The sequence below is a fragment of the Dyella soli genome (assembly GCF_054482295.1).
Genome location: NZ_JBTFFU010000002.1, coordinates 558,513 through 575,490 on the forward strand (window position 1 = coordinate 558,513; position 16,978 = coordinate 575,490).

A 16,978-nucleotide genomic window follows, 5' to 3' on the forward strand; every position below is an offset into this window, starting at 1 on the left:
CCCATGACAATCAAAGCCAGGCATTGCCCGGCCCTGTTGATCTCCGCCCCGGCGTCCGGCCAGGGCAAGACGTCCGTGACGGCCGCTCTGGCCCGCTGGCACGTGCGCGCCGGGCGACGGGTCCGCGTCTTCAAGACGGGTCCCGACTTTCTCGATCCGATGCTGCTGGAACGCGCCAGCGGCGCGCCGGTATATCAGCTCGACCTGTGGATGGGTGGCGAGGACGACGTGCGCGCGCGCCTGCATCACGCCGCCGGCGAGGCCGACCTGATCCTGGTCGAGGGCGTGATGGGCTTGTTCGACGGCGGCCAATCCAGCGCCGACCTCGCGCAACGCCTTGGGCTGCCGGTGCTCGCCGTCATCGACGGCTCGGCGATGGCGCAGACATTCGGCGCCGTCGCCACGGGGCTGGCAAGGTATCGCGACGGCCTGCAGGTGTATGGCGTGGCCGCCAATCGCATCGGCGGTGCCTATCACGCACAGTTGCTGGCCGAGAGCCTGCCGGCGGATCTGCACTGGTTGGGTGCCTTGCCACGCGACACTGCACTCGCCTTGCCCGAGCGTCACCTGGGTCTGGTCCCGGCGGATGAGCTCGGCGATATCGATGCAAGGCTCGATGCGCTGGCAGACGCCTGGGCCACGCACGCCGCGCCGGGATTGCCGCCGCCGGTGGCGTTTGCCGCCGTAGCGGAGGCGCCTGCGGTCTCATTGCTGGCCGGACGGCGCATTGCGATCGCGCGCGATGCGGCGTTCTGTTTCATCTACCCGGCCAATCTTGACGTGCTGCGCGCCGCCGGTGCCCAGCTGCAATTCTTTTCGCCCGTGGCGGGGGATGCGCTGCCCGCATGCGACGCGGCGTGGTTGCCAGGCGGCTATCCGGAACTGCATCTGGCGGCACTGTCGCGCAACGACGACTTGCGCCAGTCGCTGCACGCGCATGTCGATGCCGGCAGGCCGCTGTTGGCCGAATGCGGCGGGATGCTTTATGCGCTCGACAGGCTGGCGGCGCGTGACGGTGGGGACTTCACCATGGCCGGCCTGTTGCCTGGGCACGCCACCATGCAGGAACGTCTGGGTGGCCTGGGCTTGCAGGCGGTCAGCCTGCCCGAAGGCCGCTTGCGCGGGCACACGTTCCACTACGCCCATGCGCAGATCGATGCCGAGCCGCTGGCGATGGCGCTCAATCCGGACCACGGGCCGAGCCGTGAAGGCGTCTACCGGCGCCAGCGCCTGACCGCCAGTTTCATGCATGCGTATTTTCCGTCCAGTCCCGAGGCGGCCGCGAGGCTGTTCCTGCCATGAGCACGGGAGTGCTGATGGTGCAGGGCTGCACGTCCGATGCGGGCAAGAGCGCGCTGGTCACCGGCCTGTGCCGGTGGTTGCAAAGGCGTGGCGTGGCGGTGGCGCCATTCAAGCCGCAGAACATGGCGCTCAACTCGGCCGTGACGGTCGACGGTGGCGAAATCGGCCGCGCCCAGGCCGTCCAGGCGCAGGCCGCGCGCGTGGCGCCGCACACGGACTTCAATCCCGTGCTGCTGAAGCCCGACAGCGACGTCGGTGCACAGGTCATCGTGCACGGTCACGCCATCGCCAACATGGATGCGCGCGGCTACCACGACTACAAGCGCATCGCGATGGACGCCGTGCTGGCATCGCATGCGCGGCTCATCGCGACCTACGAGGCGGTGATCGTCGAGGGCGCCGGCAGTCCCGCCGAGATCAACCTGCGTGATCGCGACATCGCCAACATGGGTTACGCCGAGGCGGTGGACTGCCCGGTGCTGCTGATCGCCGACATCGACCGTGGCGGCGTGTTCGCGCACCTGGTCGGCACGCTGGCCTTGCTGTCGCCCGGCGAGCGCGATCGCGTCGTCGGCTTTGTCATCAATCGATTCCGCGGCGACATGGCGCTGCTGCAACCTGGGCTTGACTGGCTCGTGCGCGAGACCGGCAAGCCGGTGCTTGGCGTGTTGCCCTACCTGCATGGCCTGCAACTGGAGGCGGAAGATGCGCTGCCGCGCGAGCGCACGCGCAAGGATGGCGCGCGCTTGCGCGTGGCGGTACCCGCGCTGCCACGCATCAGCAACCACACCGACTTCGATGCCTTGCGCGCGCATCCCGAAGTCGAACTGCTGTTCGTCGGGCCGGACGAAGCGCCGCCGGCATGCGACCTGATCGTCTTGCCCGGTTCCAAGGCCACCCGCGCCGACCTGGCGTGGTTGCGCGAGCATGGCTGGACGCAGGCCATCGCTCGCCACCTGCGCTACGGCGGCAAATTGATCGGCATCTGCGGTGGCTTCCAGATGCTCGGCCGCGCCGTGCACGATCCCCACGGCATCGAGGGCGAGGCGGGCTCGAGCGAAGGACTGGGCTGGCTGGACATGGAGACCACGCTGGAACCGCGCAAGCAGCTGCGCCGCGTGCAAGGCAGGCTGGCCCAGGGAGGGGCGCGCGTGAGCGGCTACGAGATCCATTGCGGCGTGAGCGACGGTGCGGCGCTCGCGCGACCGGCGAGCGTGCTCGATGGCGGCACGCGTGATGGCGCGCTGTCGCCGGATGGGCAGGTGCTGGGCAGCTATCTGCACGGCCTGTTCGACGAGCCGCAGGCACTTGCCGCGCTGCTGGACTGGGCCGGCCTGCGCGATGCGCAGCCGGTCGACATGCGTGCGCTGCGCGAAGCCGCCATCGATCGCCTGGCCGACGCCGTGGAAGCCCACCTGGATATCAACACCCTGTTGCGACTATTGGGTCGCGAAGGACCGACATGCGCACGCTGATCCTTGGTGGTGCCCGTTCCGGCAAGAGCGCGCTGGCGGAGCAGATGGTTACCGCGACGGGACACGGCGTGGTGTACATCGCCACCGCGCAGGCGCACGACGAGGAGATGGCGGCGCGCATCGCGCACCACCGCTCGCGCCGGCCCGGTCACTGGCAGATCGTCGAGGAGCCGCTGGCGCTGGCCGACGCGTTGCGTGCCCATGCACGGCCCGGAAGCTGCGTGCTGGTCGACTGCCTCACGCTGTGGCTGAGCAACCTGCTCGGCGCCGCCGATCCGTCTTGCCTTGCGCGCGAGCGTGCGGCGCTGCTCGACGTCCTGCCCTTGCTGGCGGGCCAGGTCGTGCTGGTAAGCAACGAGGTGGGCCTCGGCGTCGTGCCGCTGGGCGAGCTGAGCCGGCGTTTTGTCGATGAAGCGGGGCGCTTGCACCAAGCGCTCGCCGCCCGCTGCGAACGCGTGTTGTTTGTTGCGGCGGGACTGCCGCTCGTGATGAAAGGAAACCTTGCATGAGCCAGACATGGCTGCTTGACCCATGCCTCTCCGTCGATGCCGAAAGTGCCGAACGTGCACGGGCGCACCAGCAGCAGCTGACCAAGCCGCCCGGCTCGCTCGGTGCGCTGGAGGAGGTGGCCATCCGGCTCGCCGGATTGCAGCGCAACCCGCAGCCGGCGCTGCGGCAGGTGTGGATCAGCGTGTTCGCTGCCGACCATGGCGTGGCTGCCGAGGGCGTGTCGGCGTACCCGCAGGTGGTGACCGGGGAGATGATCCGCAATTTCGCCAGCGGTGGCGCAGCCATCAGCGTGCTTGCGCGTGCCCTTGGCGCCACCCTGGAAGTAGTCAACCTCGGCACAGTGAATGATCCGGGCGAACTGCCCGGGGTCAGGCGCGCCGTGATTGCGCCGCAGACGCACAACTTCTGCGAGCAACCGGCGATGTCGCCGGCGCAGCTCGATGCGGCATTGCGCAGCGGCGCCGACAGCGTGGCCAGTGCGCAGGCAGCCGATGCGCAGCTGTTCATCGGTGGCGAGATGGGCATCGCCAACACCACCTCGGCGGCCGCGCTGGCATGCGCGCTGCTGGGCGAATCGCCGGTGCTGCTGGCCGGCGCCGGCACCGGGCTGGACGTCGCGGGCATCGAGCACAAGGTGGCCGTCATCGCACGCGCACTGGGTCGTTATGGAGCGCACGCCGACGCCCTGACGTGGCTGGCGCGGCTTGGCGGGTTCGAGATTGCTGCGCTGACCGGTGCCTATGTCGCCGCCGCGCAACGCGGGGTGGCGGTGCTGGTGGATGGTTTCATCAGCACGGTCGCCGCCCTGGCGGCGGTGCGCATCCAGCCGGACTGCCGGGCGTGGATGTTCTTCGCCCATCGTTCGCGCGAGCGTGGGCACGAGCGCGTGCTCGCTGCGCTGGACGCGACGCCGCTGCTCGACCTCGGCCTGCGCCTGGGCGAGGCGAGCGGCGCGGCCACCGCGGTTCCGCTCATGCGCCTGGCTTGCGTGCTGCATGCGCAGATGGCGACGTTTGCGCAGGCGGGAGTGAGCAACGCATGAGTGGAAGGCATGTCGGCATCGACCTGTTGCGGCACGGGGACACGGGTCAGCGCAGCTATCGCGGGCAACTGGACGACAGTCTCAGCGCGCTGGGCTGGACGCAATTGCGCGCGGCGATCTTCGGGCGCGGCTGGGAGGCCATCGTTACCTCGCCGCTGCGCCGATGTGCCGACTTTGCCCATGACCTCGCCGTGGCCCGGCGCGTGCCGCTGCGGGTCGACCCCCGGCTGGCCGAATACCACTTCGGTGCGTGGCAGGGCGTGCCCATCGAGACGCTGGCCGCGGAGCAGGGCGACGCGCTGGCGCGCTTCTGGGCCGATCCGGTCAACTGCCCGCCACCGGGCGGGGAGTCGTTCTGCGCGTTCCGCCAGCGCCTGTGCGCAGCGCTGGACGATGTGGCCATCGAAGCCCAGTCGCGCCGCGTGCTGGTGGTGACGCACGGCGGGGCCATCCGGCTATTGCGCTGCGAAGCGGAAGGGCGCGACTTTGGCGACATGGCGAACCTCGACGTGCCCCATGCCTCGCTGCATGCGCTGGACTGGCAGGTGTCGTCGGAACGGCAGGCGCACGCCTGATGCGCGGCCTGCTCGCCGCCGTGGGTTTCCTTACCCGCCTGCCGATGCCGGCCTGGGCGTTGCAGCATCCCGCGGCGCCGTCGTCCCTGGCCTGCTATCCGCTGGTGGGCTTGTTGATCGGCGGACTGCTGTGGGGCGCGTCGTGGCCGTTGTCGGCGGCACCGCCGCTGCTGGCCGCCGCGCTGGTGCTGGCGGCATGGGTCGGCCTCACCGGCGGCCTTCACCTGGATGGCCTGGCCGACAGCGCGGACGCGTGGGCGGGCGGTCTGGGCGATCGCGAGCGCACGCTTGCCATCATGAAGGATCCGCGCAGCGGACCCATGGGCGTCACGGCGGTGGTCATCGTGCTGCTGCTGAAGTTCGCCGCGCTGGCCAGCCTGCCTGCCCACAGTGCGGCGCTGTGGCTATCGCCGCTGCTGGCACGCACGGCGCTGACGGCGGCTTTCATGGTGACGCCTTATGTGCGCAGCGGCGGCCTGGGCAGTGCGCTCAAGGCCGCGCCGCGCCTGGCCTGCGCTGCCGGCCTGGGGTTCGCCCTGCTGCTGTGCGCGTTGGCCGGTTGGCCCGGCATGGCCGCCATGGCCGTGGCCCTGGTGGTGTTCGGGGGCTGGCGCCGTGCCTGCCTGCGGCGGCTGGGTGGCATCACCGGCGATACCTGCGGCGCCCTGGCCGAATTGACCGAGGCGGCCGTGCTGGTCGTGCTGGCCCTGGCCGCCTGACGCCGGCAAGCCGTTGAATTTGGGCGGCGTGCCTCGATAATGGAGGGCTGCCACCGCGCGCGACCCCGGCACGTGCCCGCGGCATGGTGGCTGACACCGGAGTTTCCATGCCTATCTATGAATTCGAATGCGGCGGCTGTGGTCATCGTTTCGACCGCCTGCAGAAGATGTCCGACCCTGATCCGTCCAACTGCCCGGCCTGTGCCGAAGAGCAGGTCAAGCGCCGTCTGAGCGCGCCCGGATTCCGCCTGGCCGGCAACGGCTGGTACGAAACCGATTTCAAGAAGGACGGCGACAAGAAGCGCAACCTGGCCGGCGATGGCGGCTCGTCGTCTGCGGCCCCCGCGGCCGCGCCAGCGCCCGCGACCAGTCCGGCCGGCGACAGCTGATCCCCGCGCGGCGGCTGAACGCCGCGTGGCTGGCCGGCAGGTTCCTGCGCAGGGATCGCAAAATATTCAATTCCGGTTGAACATGCGCTCGCTAGCGTGACGCTCCGTCACACAGGAGAGGCATTGATGGTTCGGATCGGAACAGGGGTAATGGGCGTGCTGGCCGGGATGGTGGCGGGCCTGTTGTTGAGTGCGGCACCGGTGGCACGCGCCCAGGATCGCGACGTGGTCCGTTGCGGAAGCGAGGACGGGCGTTTCAGTCGCTGCCAGGTGCCCTGGCGCGACGCGGAGTTGATCCGCCAGGAATCGGACAGCGCCTGTGTGCGCGGCCAGACCTGGGGCGTGGATCGGGGCGGCCTGTGGGTCGATCGCGGCTGCCGTGGCCAGTTTGTCGAAATGGAGCGGGACGGCGGTTGGCACGGCGGTGGCGGCTGGCAAGGTGGTGGCCGTCCTCACGATGACGACTGGCGGCCGGGCCCGGACTGGGATCGCGAGATCCGCCTGCAGTGCGAAAGCAATGATCACGAGTACCACTTCTGCCAGGTCGACGTCGGCGGCCGCGGTTACGCCCGCCTGATGCGGCAGCTGTCCGGCTCCGCCTGCGAAGAAGGCTACAGCTGGGGCTGGAATCGCGCCGGCGTGTGGGTTTCCAAGGGCTGCCGGGGCCTGTTCTCTGTCAATCGACGCTGGTAACAGCCAGGGTCGCGGGCGACGCGCGGTGGCGGCCACCGCGCGTCGCCGTCCGCCTCCGGCCGGGGCGGTGTTAACATTCCGGGTCTTTTCCACGCATCTCGCCGCCCTGCGGCCCGGAGTTCCAAGCGCATGCGCACGCACTATTGCGGCCTCATCGACGAGGCATTGGTCGGCCAGACCGTCACCCTGTGTGGCTGGGTCAACACGCTTCGCCTGCAGAGCCACGTGGCTTTCGTCGACCTGCGCGACCATGAGGGTATTGCCCAGGTCGTGGTCGAGCGCGAGAACGCCGCGGCCTTCGCGGTGGCCGGCGAGATCGGCAACGAGTACTGCCTGCGCGTCACCGGCACCATCCGCAAGCGCCTGTCGGTGAACGACAAGCTGCGCACCGGCACGGTGGAACTGCTGGCCGACACGGTGGAGATCCTCAATGCCGCCAGGGACCTGCCGTTCGCGCTGCACGAGCATCCGAACGAGGACATGCGGATGACCTACCGCTACCTCGACCTGCGCCGTCCCGAGATGCAGAAGATGATGCGCACGCGCATCAAGCTGGTGCAGTCGCTGCGCCGCTACCTCGACGCGCGCGGCTTCCAGGACATCGAGACGCCGATCCTCACCAAGGCCACGCCGGAAGGTGCGCGCGACTACCTGGTGCCCAGCCGCGTGCATCCGGGCCAGTTCTATGCGCTGCCGCAGTCGCCGCAGCTGTTCAAGCAGATCCTGATGATGGCCGGCTTCGACCGCTACTACCAGATCGCCCGCTGCTTCCGCGACGAGGACCTGCGCGCCGACCGCCAGCCGGAATTCACCCAGCTCGACCTCGAGTTCGCCTTCGTCGAGGAAAAGGACGTGCAGGACTTCGTGGAGCAATTGATCCGCCACGTGTTCAAGGACGTGCAGAACGTCGAGCTCGATGGCGTCTTCCCGCGCATGAGCTGGGCCGAGGCGATGCGTCGCTTCGGTTCGGACAAGCCGGACCTGCGCATTGCGCTCGAGCTGGTCGATATCGCCGACGCGGTGAAGCACGTCGAGTTCAAGGTGTTTGCCGAACCGGCCAATGCCGAAAACGGCCGCGTGGCCGCGTTGCGCGTGCCGGGCGGCGCGACCTTCACGCGCAAGGAAATAGACCTGCTCACCGAGTACGTCGCCAAGTACGGCGCCAAGGGCCTGGCCTGGCTGCGCGTGGACGACCTGTCCCGAGGCCGCGACGGCATCAATTCGCCGGTGGCCAAGTTCCTCGACGACAAGGCGCTGCAAGGCGTGCTCAAGCTCACCGGCGCCGAGAGCGGCGACATGGTGTTCTTCGGCGCGGGCACGTGGAAGGCCGTTACCGATTTCATGGGCGCACTGCGCCTGAAGGTCGGCAAGGACCGTGGCCTGGTCGAGAACAGCTGGAAGCCACTGTGGGTCACCGACTTCCCGATGTTCGAGTACGACGAGGAAGAGCAGCGCTTCGTCGCCCTGCATCACCCGTTCACCGCGCCGAAGGTCGACGACGCCAACGAACTGCGCGCCAATGCGGCGAACGCGGTGAGCCGAGGCTACGACATGGTGCTCAACGGCAACGAGATCGGCGGTGGCTCCATCCGCATCCACCGTCCGGACATGCAGAGCACGGTGTTCGACTTGCTGGGCATTGGTCCGGACGAAGCCGAGGCGAAGTTCGGCTTCCTGCTCAAGGCGCTGAAGTTCGGCGCGCCGCCACATGGCGGCCTGGCCTTCGGCATCGACCGCATCGCGGCGCTGATGGCCGGCACCGAGTCGATCCGCGACGTGATCGCCTTCCCCAAGACCACCAGTGCGCAGGACCTGATGACCGACGCGCCGTCGCTGGTGGCCGACGCGCAGCTCAAGGAGCTGCACGTCAAGGTGGCCATTGCGCCCAAGTCGGCCTGAGACGGTGCGCGATCCCTCTGACGCCAGGGGGAATGCAACGCAAGGTTCAGAGCCTTTTGTGCACAATGGACTTGTCGCGGCGTCTCCTGGCGCCGCGCTGCACCCATGGGTGAACCCTCCGTCGATGGAAGTCCCGCACCCGCCATGACCGACCATGTGATCCTGCTGCACGGCCTGTGGATGCGCGGCTTCGCGCTGCTGATGCTGCATCGTCGGCTGATGGAGGCGGGCTTTCGCGTGCACCGCTTCGATTACATGAGCGTGGCCGCCACCCAGTCGCACATCCTCGGGCGCCTGCAGGCGCGCGTGCAGGAGATTGCGCAGGAGGCGCCGGCGGTGCACATCGTCGGCCACAGCCTGGGCGGCTTGCTTGCCTTGCGTGCCTGCGCCGGAGGCGAGCCGCTGCCCCCGGGTCGCGTGGTGTGCCTGGGATCACCGCTCAAAGGCAGCGCGGCAGCGCGCGGGTTCGCCGGCATGGGTCGCGGGGGCGAGGTGTTGCTCGGCCACAATCGCGAATTGCTTGAACATGGCTTCGAGCGCTGGAACGGCGAGCGCCAGGTGGGTGTGGTGGCAGGGCGCCTCGCACTGGGCCTGGGCGCCGTGCTGGGGCGTTTCGAGGGAGACAACGACGGCACCGTGGCGGTCGACGAGACCCAGCTGCCGGGCATTGCCGACCATTGCGTCATCGAGACCAATCACACCGGCCTGCTGTTCTCGCCGGAGGTCGCCCGCCAGGTCACCCGGTTCCTGCAGAGCGGCCGCTTCGATCGCCCTGCCGCCTGACACGGCAACGGCGGGAGCGTCGCCGACGGTGGCCTTGAGCGGACGGCTTGCCCGCCCGTGGCCCCGAAAGGATAGAATTCCCGATCTGTTAGATCACCAGCTTTGCAGGAAGTGTCATGGGTAGAGGCCCGTCCATCGAAGGTCGCAAGAACGCCGAAGACGCCAAGCGCGCCAAGGTGTTCACCAAGCTGATCCGCGAAATCACCGTGGCCACCCGCGCCGGGGTCGCCGATCCGGCGGCCAATCCGCGCCTGCGCGCCGCGGTCGACAAGGCCTTGTCGGCCAACATGACCAAGGACACCATCGAGCGCGCCATCAAGCGTGGCTCGGGCGCCGACGGTGGCGCCGCGATGGAAGAGCTGCGCTACGAGGGCTACGGTCCGGCCGGCATTGCCCTGATCATCGACTGCTTCACCGACAACCCGACCCGGACCGTGGCGGACGTGCGCCACGCGCTGACCAAGCACGGCGGCAACCTGGGCACGTCGGGCTCGGTGGCCTTCCAGTTTGCCCGCGTGGGCGAGCTGGTGTTCGCCACCGGTGGCGACGAGGCGGCCGAAGAGAAGGTGCTGGAGGCGGCGCTGGACGCCGGTGCCGACGACGTGGTCAACGAGCACGGCGAGAGCACCGTGCTGTGCGCGCCGGAGGGCTTCGAGGCGGTGCAGCAGGCGCTGATCGCCGCGGGCCTGCATGCCCAGCACGCCGGCGTGGGCATGCGCCCCAACAATCGCGTCGCCGTGCCCGACGAAGCGCTGGAAACCCTGCTGGACCTGCTCGAGAAGCTCGATGCCCTCGATGATGTCAGCGAGGTGTCACACAACGCGCTGCTGCCGGCCGAGGCCGCCAGTTAAGTTCGCGGGCCACCCACCGGCCCACGGCGAACCTTCGCCCATGACACGCATCATCGGCATCGATCCGGGCAGTCAGCGTACCGGCGTCGGCATCATCGATGTCGACGCCGGCGGCAAGCTGTCCCACGTTTTCCATGGCGCGCTGGCGGTGGCAGGCGAGGCCAGCTTTCCCTTGCGCCTGAAACGCATCTTTGACGAGCTGTGTGCCATCATCGCCGCCCATCGGCCGGACGAATGCGGCATCGAGCGCGTGTTCATGGCGCGCAATGCCGATTCGGCACTGAAGCTGGGGCAGGCGAGGGGAGCCGCGATCTGCGCGGTGGTCAGTCAGGGGGTCGCGGTGCACGAGTATGCAGCGACGGAAGTAAAGCAGGCCGTGGTCGGTAGCGGTCGCGGGGACAAGACCCAGGTGCAGCACATGATTGGCGTCCTGCTTGGACTGAAGGGGCCCTTGCAGGCCGATGCCGCGGACGCGCTCGCCATTGCGGTGACGCACGCCCATACCCGCGCCAGCCTTGGCCGCGTGGGCATTCCGCGCACCGCCTGGAGGCGTCGTCGATGATCGGTCGCCTGCGCGGTGTCCTGATCTCCAAGCAGCCGCCGTGGTTGCTGGTGGAAGTGGGTGGCGTCGGCTACGAGCTCGAGGCGCCGATGTCCACCATCTACGACCTGCCGGGGACCGGCAAGGAAGTCGTCCTGCTCACGCATTACGCCGTGAAGGAAGACAGCGTTGCGCTGTACGGCTTTCTTCACGAGGCCGAGCGCACGCTGTTCCGCAACCTGCAGAAGGTCAGCGGCATCGGCGCGAAGATCGCGCTGGCCGTGCTTTCGGGCGTATCCACTCAGGATTTCGCGCGACTCGTCCAGACTGGCGATGTCGTCGCATTGACCAAGATTCCCGGTATCGGCAAGAAGACGGCCGAACGCATGGTGATCGAACTGCGCGACCGCGTGGACGGCCTGGCCACGGCGCTGCCCGGTTCGGGTGCCCGCGGCAACGGTGTGGCGCTCGATCCCGCCGGCGAGGCCACGGTGGCGCTGCAGCAGCTTGGCTACAAGCCGGCCGAAGTGGCCCGGCTGGTGCAGAAGGTTGCAAGCGACGGCGACACTGCCGAATCGATTATCCGCAAGGCGCTGCGCGCCGCGCTGGGGAGCTGAACCGTGAATCCGGATTCCATGCACGGCACCGACGCTGACACCAAGCGACGCCTCGCGACGCTGGCCCTTGGCGCCATTGGCGTGGTCTATGGCGACATCGGTACCAGCCCGCTGTACACCTTGCAGACCACGCTGCACCACGAGGGTCATGGCCTGCCCACCCCCGAAAGCATCTTCGGCGTGCTCTCGCTGATCTTCTGGGCGCAGATCATCGTGGTGTCGCTGAAGTACGTCGTCTTCATCATGCGCGCGGACAACAAGGGCGAGGGCGGCATCATGGCGCTGCTCGCGCTGGCCTTGCGCAGCGTGAAGGGTGATGCGCGCAGTCGCTGGGCGCTCGCCATCATCGGCATCTTCGGCGCGGCGCTGTTCTATGGCGACGGCGTGATCACGCCCGCCATTTCGGTGCTGTCCGCGGTGGAAGGCGTGAAGGTGGCTGCGCCGCACCTGGAGCACTGGGTGGTGCCCATCACGGCCGTGATCCTGTTCCTGCTGTTCACGCTGCAACGTCACGGTACCGAACGCGTGGGCAGGCTGTTCGGCCCGGTCATGGTGGTGTGGTTCATCGTCATCGCCTTGCTTGGCGTGAACCAGATCCTGCGCAATCCGCACGTGCTGCTGGCGATCAATCCCTACTATGGCGTGAAGTTCTTCTTCACCCATGGCTTCCAGGCCTTCATTGCCCTCGGTGGCGTGGTGCTGGCGCTGACCGGCGCCGAGGCGCTGTATGCCGACATGGGCCACTTCGGCAAGCGCCCGATCCGGCTGGCCTGGTTCAGCTTCGTGCTGCCGGCGCTGGTGCTCAATTACTTTGGCCAGGGCGCGTTGCTGCTCGACCATCCCGAAGCCATCGACAACCCGTTCTTCAAGTTGACGCCCGCGCCGCTGCTTTACCCGATGATCGGCCTCGCCACCGTGGCCACGGTGATCGCATCGCAGGCGGTGATTTCCGGCGCGTTCTCGATGACGCGCGAAGCGATGTCGCTGGGTTACTCCATGCGCATGCCGGTCGTGCACACCTCGCGCGAGATGTCCGGCCAGATCTTCGTGCCGTGGGTGAACAACTTCCTCTTGATCATGGTGCTGGCGGCGGTGCTCGGCTTCCGCAGCTCGGACAACCTCAGTGCCGCGTACGGCATCGCGGTGACGGGCACGATGACGATCACGACCATCCTCGCCCTGATCGTGGCCCGTCGCCAGTGGAACTGGAGCCGCCTCACGGTGATCCTCGCGGGTGTGCTGCTGCTCACCATCGATTTGTCGTTCCTTGGTGCCAACCTGATCAAGATCGAATACGGCGGCTGGTTCCCGCTGGTGCTCGGCGTTGCCGTCTTCATCGTGATGACCACCTGGCGCCGCGGACGCGAGCTGGTGGTGCGCGAGATCAAGCAGTCGGGCCTGGCGCTGGACCCGTTCATCGAGAACATCGCTGAGCATCCGCCGCTGCGCGTGCCGGGCACGGCGGTGTTCCTCACCGCCAACCAGAATGCCGTGCCGCACGCGTTGCTGCACAACCTCAAGCACAACAAGGTGCTGCACGAGCGCAACGTGCTGCTGACGGTGGAGACGCTGGAAACGCCCACGGCCGACGCCGGGGAGCGCATCGGCATCTCCTCGCTGGGCGGCGACTTCTACGGCCTCGAGATCCGTTTCGGCTTTGCCGAGGATCCGAACATCCCGCTGGCGCTGTCGAAGTGTTCCAGGGCGGGCCTGCCGTTCGACATGATGGACACCACCTTCTTCCTCTCGCGCGAGACCATCATCGCGGACGCGCGGCGGCCCGGCATGGCGCTGTGGCGCGACAAGCTGTTCGCCTTCATGGCGCGCAACGCATTGCCGGCGACGGCGTTCTTCCAGATCCCGGGCAACCGCCTGATCGAGCTCGGGGCCCAGGTCGAGATCTGAGGGGTAGGGGGAGCCGGAGGCGGCTTCCCCCGTCGCGCCCTGTTTTTGTCCGCCTCCGCCCCGGGTGCTGCCATAATGCGCACCTATGACCGACCATCGCATCGTCACCGCCGCCGCCCACCTGGACGACGAGGCCCTGGAAGCCTCCATCCGTCCCAAGCGACTGGCCGAATACCTGGGCCAGCAGGCGGTGCGCGAGCAGCTCTCGATCTACATCGAGGCCGCGAAGAAGCGTGGCGGCGCGCTTGACCATGTGCTGATCTTCGGGCCGCCGGGCCTGGGCAAGACCACGCTCAGCCACGTCATCGCCAACGAACTCGGGGTCAATTTGCGCTCCACCTCCGGCCCGGTGCTGGAGCGCGCAGGGGACCTCGCCGCACTGCTGACCAACCTCGAGCCGCACGATGTGTTGTTCGTGGACGAGATCCACCGCCTGTCACCGGTGGTGGAGGAAGTGCTCTACCCGGCGATGGAAGACTTCCAGATCGACATCATGATCGGCGAAGGCCCTGCGGCCCGCTCGATCAAGCTGGACCTGCCGCCGTTCACGCTGATCGGTGCCACCACCCGCGCCGGCCTGCTTACCGCGCCCTTGCGCGACCGCTTCGGCATCGTGCAGCGTCTGGAGTTCTATACGCCCGAAGAGCTCACCTCGATCGTGCGGCGTTCGGCGCGCATCATGGGCATCGACTGCGAGCCGGAAGGCGCGCAGGAGATCGCCCGCCGCTCGCGCGGCACCCCGCGCATCGCCAATCGCCTGCTGCGTCGCGTGCGCGACTACGCCGAGGTGCGCGCGAACGGGCAGATCACCCGCGACGCGGCCCGCGCCGCGATGGACATGCTCAAGGTGGACGCCGAGGGTTTCGACGAGCTCGACCGGCGCATGCTGGCCACCATCATCGAGAACTTCGACGGCGGCCCGGTGGGCGTGGAGTCCCTGGCGGCGGCGCTCAGCGAGGACCGTGGCACGCTGGAAGACGTGGTCGAGCCCTACCTGATCCAGCAGGGGTATCTGGTGCGCAGCGCGCGCGGCCGCATGGCCAGCGCCAAGGCCTGGCGCCACCTGGGGCTGACCCCGCCGCCACGGCAGCCGTCCCCCGTGGACCTGTTCACTGCCGACAACGCCGATGTCTGACGCCACGCAAGGCCATGCCGCCGACCCGTTCCAGTGGCCGGTGCGCGTCTATTGGGAAGATACCGATGCCGGCGGCGTGGTCTATCACGCCAGCTACCTGCGCTTCATGGAGCGGGCCCGCAGCGAGTGGCTGCGCGCCATGGGCATCACCCAGTCCAGCTACAAGGAAACCACCGGGCTGGCCTTCCTGGTCCGGGAAATGCAGATCGACTTCCTCAAGGCGGCCCTGCTGGATGATGAACTGTCGGTAAGCGTCGAAGTCAAAGAACGGCGCGCAGCCAGTATCCTTTTCGCCCAGACGATCCGCCGGGCGGATGGCGCGGAGCTGATCCGCGCGAAGGTGCGCGTGGCGTGCGTCGATGTCCGCCGCATGCGCCCGGTGCAGATTCCGGCCGATTTCATCCCCGGCCTTTCCCCTTGATCAATATGCAGTACGTGCGCTGGAGAACCTTCGAGCAATGAACGGTGGAGTCAACATCCTCAAGCTGGTCGCGGAAGCGAGCATCCTGGTCCAGTTCGTCATGCTGGCCCTGCTGGTGCTGTCCTTCCTCTCGTGGGTCATCATCATCCGCAAGGTCTCGCAGCTGAAGGCGGCGATGGAGGAGGCGGAGAATTTCGAGGAGCGCTTCTGGTCCGGCGCCGATCTCGCCCAGCTGTTCCGCGAAGTGAGCAATCGCGGCGCCGGCAACGGCGGCATGGAGAACGTGTTCGAGTCGGGGTTCCGCGAATTCGTGCGCCAGCGCCAGCGCAAGACGCATGACATGCGCGTGGTGATCGAAGGCTCAGAACGGGCCATGCGCGTGGCCGGCACCCGCGAAATCGGCCGCCTGGAACGCAACCTGGAATTCCTCGCCAACGTCGGCTCGATCAGCCCGTACGTCGGCCTGTTCGGCACCGTCATCGGCATCATGGGCGCGTTCCAGGGCCTGGGCGAGATGAAGGACGTGACCATCGCGGTGGTCGCCCCGCACATTTCCGAGGCGCTGATCGCCACGGCCATGGGCCTGTTTGCCGCCATCCCGGCCGTGTGGGCCTATAACCGCTTCGCCAACAAGGTCGAGCGCGTCGCCTCCCGCTATGAAGTGTTCCAGGAGGAGTTCTCCTCCGTGCTGCAGCGGCAGATCCAGTCCGACGACGCGACTTGAGGGCCTTAAGTCATGCGTAGCTCTGCGCGCCACAAGCGCCTCAAGCTCAAATCCGAGATCAACGTCGTTCCCTATATCGACGTGATGCTGGTGCTGTTGATCATCTTCATGGTCACGGCACCCATGATGAATTCCAACGTCGACGTCAACCTGCCGCAGGCCAATGCCAAGTCGCTGCAGGACAAGAAAGAGCCGGTGATCGTCTCGGTCGACCAGCGCGGACAGCTGTACCTCACGCTGGGCGACACCAAGAAGGAACCCATCGACGCCGAGGCGATGAAGGCCAAGGTCGGCGCCTTCGTGAAGGCCAACCCCGAGGTCAGCGTCCTGGTGGCGGGCGATCGCGACGGCAAATATGACGGCGTGTACCAGGTACTGGCCGAGTTGCAGCAGGCCGGCGTGGCCAAGGTCGGTCTGATGAGCGCGCCGGAGTCGGGCACGAAGAATGGACGACCGTAACACCAAGGGCACGTCACGGGCGGTCCTCCTTTCCGCCATCCTGCATCTGGGCATCGTGGGTTTCCTGACCCTCGCCGTCATCCCGTGCTCGTTCTACGAGAACCTGTTCCAAACCCTGCACCTGCCGGCCAGCTGGAACCCGATCACCTGCGCCAAGCCGCTGGAGCTGCCGGGCGAGATCATCGAGGCGACCCTGGTCGGTCCCACCGGCGCGCCGCCGCCGAAGGCCGTGAAGGCCAAGCCGGTGCCCGATACGGTGCCGCCGCCGCCCACCGTGCCGCCGCCGGTACCCCAGGAAGAGGCGCCCAAGGTCAAGACCTTGCCGCCGCCGCCCGAGCACCCGGATACCCGTGACCAGGAAAAGGTCGTGGCCGACGCCTTGCAGAAAGCCGAGGACGCCAAGAAGGAACAGGAAGAGAAGCAGCGCCAGCGCGCTTCGGAACTGGACGCCCAGGCGGCCAAGCAGAAGCAGGAGAAGCAGAAGCAGCTGGACGAGCTGTTCGCCAAGATGGACGCGGCCGACAACACGCGCAAGAAGGCCGAGGACAAGGCCAAGCAGGCCAAGCAGCAGATGGAAGACCTCAAGAACGCCCAGGACAACGGCCTGGCCAATGTGCCCAATGCCGCCCAGCGGCAGACTGGCACCAATGGCCCGGACACCGGCTTGCTGGCCCAGTATCTGGCGGCGATTCAGAACGCGGTCACGCAGAACTGGACTCGCCCGGATACCATGCCGAACACCCCGTGCGTCGTGCACATCGTGCAGCTAAAGGGCGGTCAGGTAATGAGCGCCAAGGTCGATTCCAGTTGTCCCTACGACGAAGCCGGCAAACGCTCCGTCGAGAACGCCGTGTTGCGCGCGCAGCCGTTGCCCTATGCGGGCTTCGAGAGCGTGTTCCAGCGCCAAATTGATTTCACTTTCAGGCCGCAGTGATGAA

Annotated in this window: 19 protein-coding genes; all 19 read left to right on the top strand. The window is 67.7% G+C overall.

All coding sequences use genetic code 11. The features are described 5' to 3' along the window. Positions 1 to 3: 3 nt before the first annotated feature. A complete protein-coding gene (locus tag ACXU4B_RS12920) occupies positions 4 to 1,302 on the top strand; it encodes a cobyrinate a,c-diamide synthase (RefSeq protein WP_131411888.1) in 1,299 nt (432 codons plus the stop codon). Further along, on the top strand, positions 1,299 to 2,777 hold the full coding sequence (locus ACXU4B_RS12925; RefSeq protein ID WP_131411886.1) for a cobyric acid synthase: 1,479 nt from the start codon (positions 1,299 to 1,301) through the stop codon (positions 2,775 to 2,777). The genes ACXU4B_RS12920 and ACXU4B_RS12925 overlap by 4 nt, the downstream gene beginning before the upstream one ends. Continuing rightward, positions 2,765 to 3,286, top strand: coding sequence for a bifunctional adenosylcobinamide kinase/adenosylcobinamide-phosphate guanylyltransferase (gene cobU / locus ACXU4B_RS12930; RefSeq protein ID WP_131411884.1), 522 nt, complete (start codon positions 2,765 to 2,767; stop codon positions 3,284 to 3,286). Before ACXU4B_RS12925 ends, cobU begins: the two co-directional genes overlap by 13 nt. Further along, positions 3,283 to 4,329, top strand: a complete 1,047-nt coding sequence (gene cobT / locus ACXU4B_RS12935; RefSeq protein WP_131411882.1) for a nicotinate-nucleotide--dimethylbenzimidazole phosphoribosyltransferase — start codon at positions 3,283 to 3,285, stop codon at positions 4,327 to 4,329. The genes cobU and cobT overlap by 4 nt, the downstream gene beginning before the upstream one ends. Further along, positions 4,326 to 4,904 (top strand): histidine phosphatase family protein, encoded by a 579-nt coding sequence (locus ACXU4B_RS12940; RefSeq protein ID WP_131411880.1) that lies wholly within the window; start codon positions 4,326 to 4,328, stop codon positions 4,902 to 4,904. Before cobT ends, ACXU4B_RS12940 begins: the two co-directional genes overlap by 4 nt. Next, entirely contained in the window at positions 4,901 to 5,623 is a 723-nt protein-coding gene (locus ACXU4B_RS12945; RefSeq protein WP_131412851.1) for an adenosylcobinamide-GDP ribazoletransferase, read from the top strand. Before ACXU4B_RS12940 ends, ACXU4B_RS12945 begins: the two co-directional genes overlap by 4 nt. 107 nt (positions 5,624 to 5,730) lie before the next feature. Further along, positions 5,731 to 6,012 carry an FmdB family zinc ribbon protein gene (locus tag ACXU4B_RS12950; RefSeq protein ID WP_131411878.1) on the top strand — a complete coding sequence of 94 codons (282 nt, stop codon included), beginning with the start codon at positions 5,731 to 5,733 and terminating at the stop codon, positions 6,010 to 6,012. Positions 6,013 to 6,138: 126 nt separating this feature from the next. After that, complete coding sequence (locus tag ACXU4B_RS12955; RefSeq protein ID WP_240734145.1) at positions 6,139 to 6,705, top strand: DUF3011 domain-containing protein; 567 nt, start codon at positions 6,139 to 6,141, stop codon at positions 6,703 to 6,705. A 129-nt stretch (positions 6,706 to 6,834) separates the two neighbouring features. Beyond that, positions 6,835 to 8,604, top strand: coding sequence for an aspartate--tRNA ligase (gene aspS, locus ACXU4B_RS12960; protein ID WP_131411876.1), 1,770 nt, complete (start codon positions 6,835 to 6,837; stop codon positions 8,602 to 8,604). 144 nt (positions 8,605 to 8,748) lie between these two features. Continuing rightward, on the top strand, positions 8,749 to 9,387 hold the full coding sequence (locus tag ACXU4B_RS12965; protein ID WP_131412847.1) for an esterase/lipase family protein: 639 nt from the start codon (positions 8,749 to 8,751) through the stop codon (positions 9,385 to 9,387). A 116-nt stretch (positions 9,388 to 9,503) separates the two neighbouring features. Next, complete coding sequence (locus ACXU4B_RS12970) at positions 9,504 to 10,238, top strand: YebC/PmpR family DNA-binding transcriptional regulator (RefSeq protein ID WP_131411874.1); 735 nt, start codon at positions 9,504 to 9,506, stop codon at positions 10,236 to 10,238. Between the two features lie 40 nt (positions 10,239 to 10,278). Continuing rightward, the gene (ruvC, locus tag ACXU4B_RS12975; RefSeq protein WP_131411872.1) at positions 10,279 to 10,800 is read left to right on the top strand and encodes a crossover junction endodeoxyribonuclease RuvC; all 522 of its coding nucleotides are present in this window, start codon (positions 10,279 to 10,281) and stop codon (positions 10,798 to 10,800) included. Beyond that, positions 10,797 to 11,396, top strand: coding sequence for a Holliday junction branch migration protein RuvA (ruvA, locus tag ACXU4B_RS12980; protein ID WP_131411870.1), 600 nt, complete (start codon positions 10,797 to 10,799; stop codon positions 11,394 to 11,396). Before ruvC ends, ruvA begins: the two co-directional genes overlap by 4 nt. 18 nt (positions 11,397 to 11,414) lie before the next feature. Further along, positions 11,415 to 13,301: a potassium transporter Kup gene (locus ACXU4B_RS12985; RefSeq protein WP_131412845.1), complete on the top strand. Its 1,887-nt coding sequence runs from the start codon at positions 11,415 to 11,417 to the stop codon at positions 13,299 to 13,301. Positions 13,302 to 13,386: 85 nt separating this feature from the next. Then, a complete protein-coding gene (ruvB, locus tag ACXU4B_RS12990; protein WP_131411868.1) occupies positions 13,387 to 14,436 on the top strand; it encodes a Holliday junction branch migration DNA helicase RuvB in 1,050 nt (349 codons plus the stop codon). Further along, the gene (ybgC, locus tag ACXU4B_RS12995) at positions 14,429 to 14,857 is read left to right on the top strand and encodes a tol-pal system-associated acyl-CoA thioesterase (RefSeq protein WP_131411866.1); all 429 of its coding nucleotides are present in this window, start codon (positions 14,429 to 14,431) and stop codon (positions 14,855 to 14,857) included. Before ruvB ends, ybgC begins: the two co-directional genes overlap by 8 nt. A gap of 37 nt (positions 14,858 to 14,894) precedes the next feature. After that, the gene (gene tolQ / locus ACXU4B_RS13000; protein ID WP_131411864.1) at positions 14,895 to 15,581 is read left to right on the top strand and encodes a protein TolQ; all 687 of its coding nucleotides are present in this window, start codon (positions 14,895 to 14,897) and stop codon (positions 15,579 to 15,581) included. 12 nt (positions 15,582 to 15,593) lie between these two features. After that, entirely contained in the window at positions 15,594 to 16,040 is a 447-nt protein-coding gene (gene tolR / locus ACXU4B_RS13005; RefSeq protein ID WP_131411862.1) for a protein TolR, read from the top strand. Beyond that, the gene (locus tag ACXU4B_RS13010) at positions 16,027 to 16,974 is read left to right on the top strand and encodes a cell envelope integrity TolA family protein (RefSeq protein ID WP_131411860.1); all 948 of its coding nucleotides are present in this window, start codon (positions 16,027 to 16,029) and stop codon (positions 16,972 to 16,974) included. The genes tolR and ACXU4B_RS13010 overlap by 14 nt, the downstream gene beginning before the upstream one ends. Positions 16,975 to 16,978: the final 4 nt, after the last annotated feature.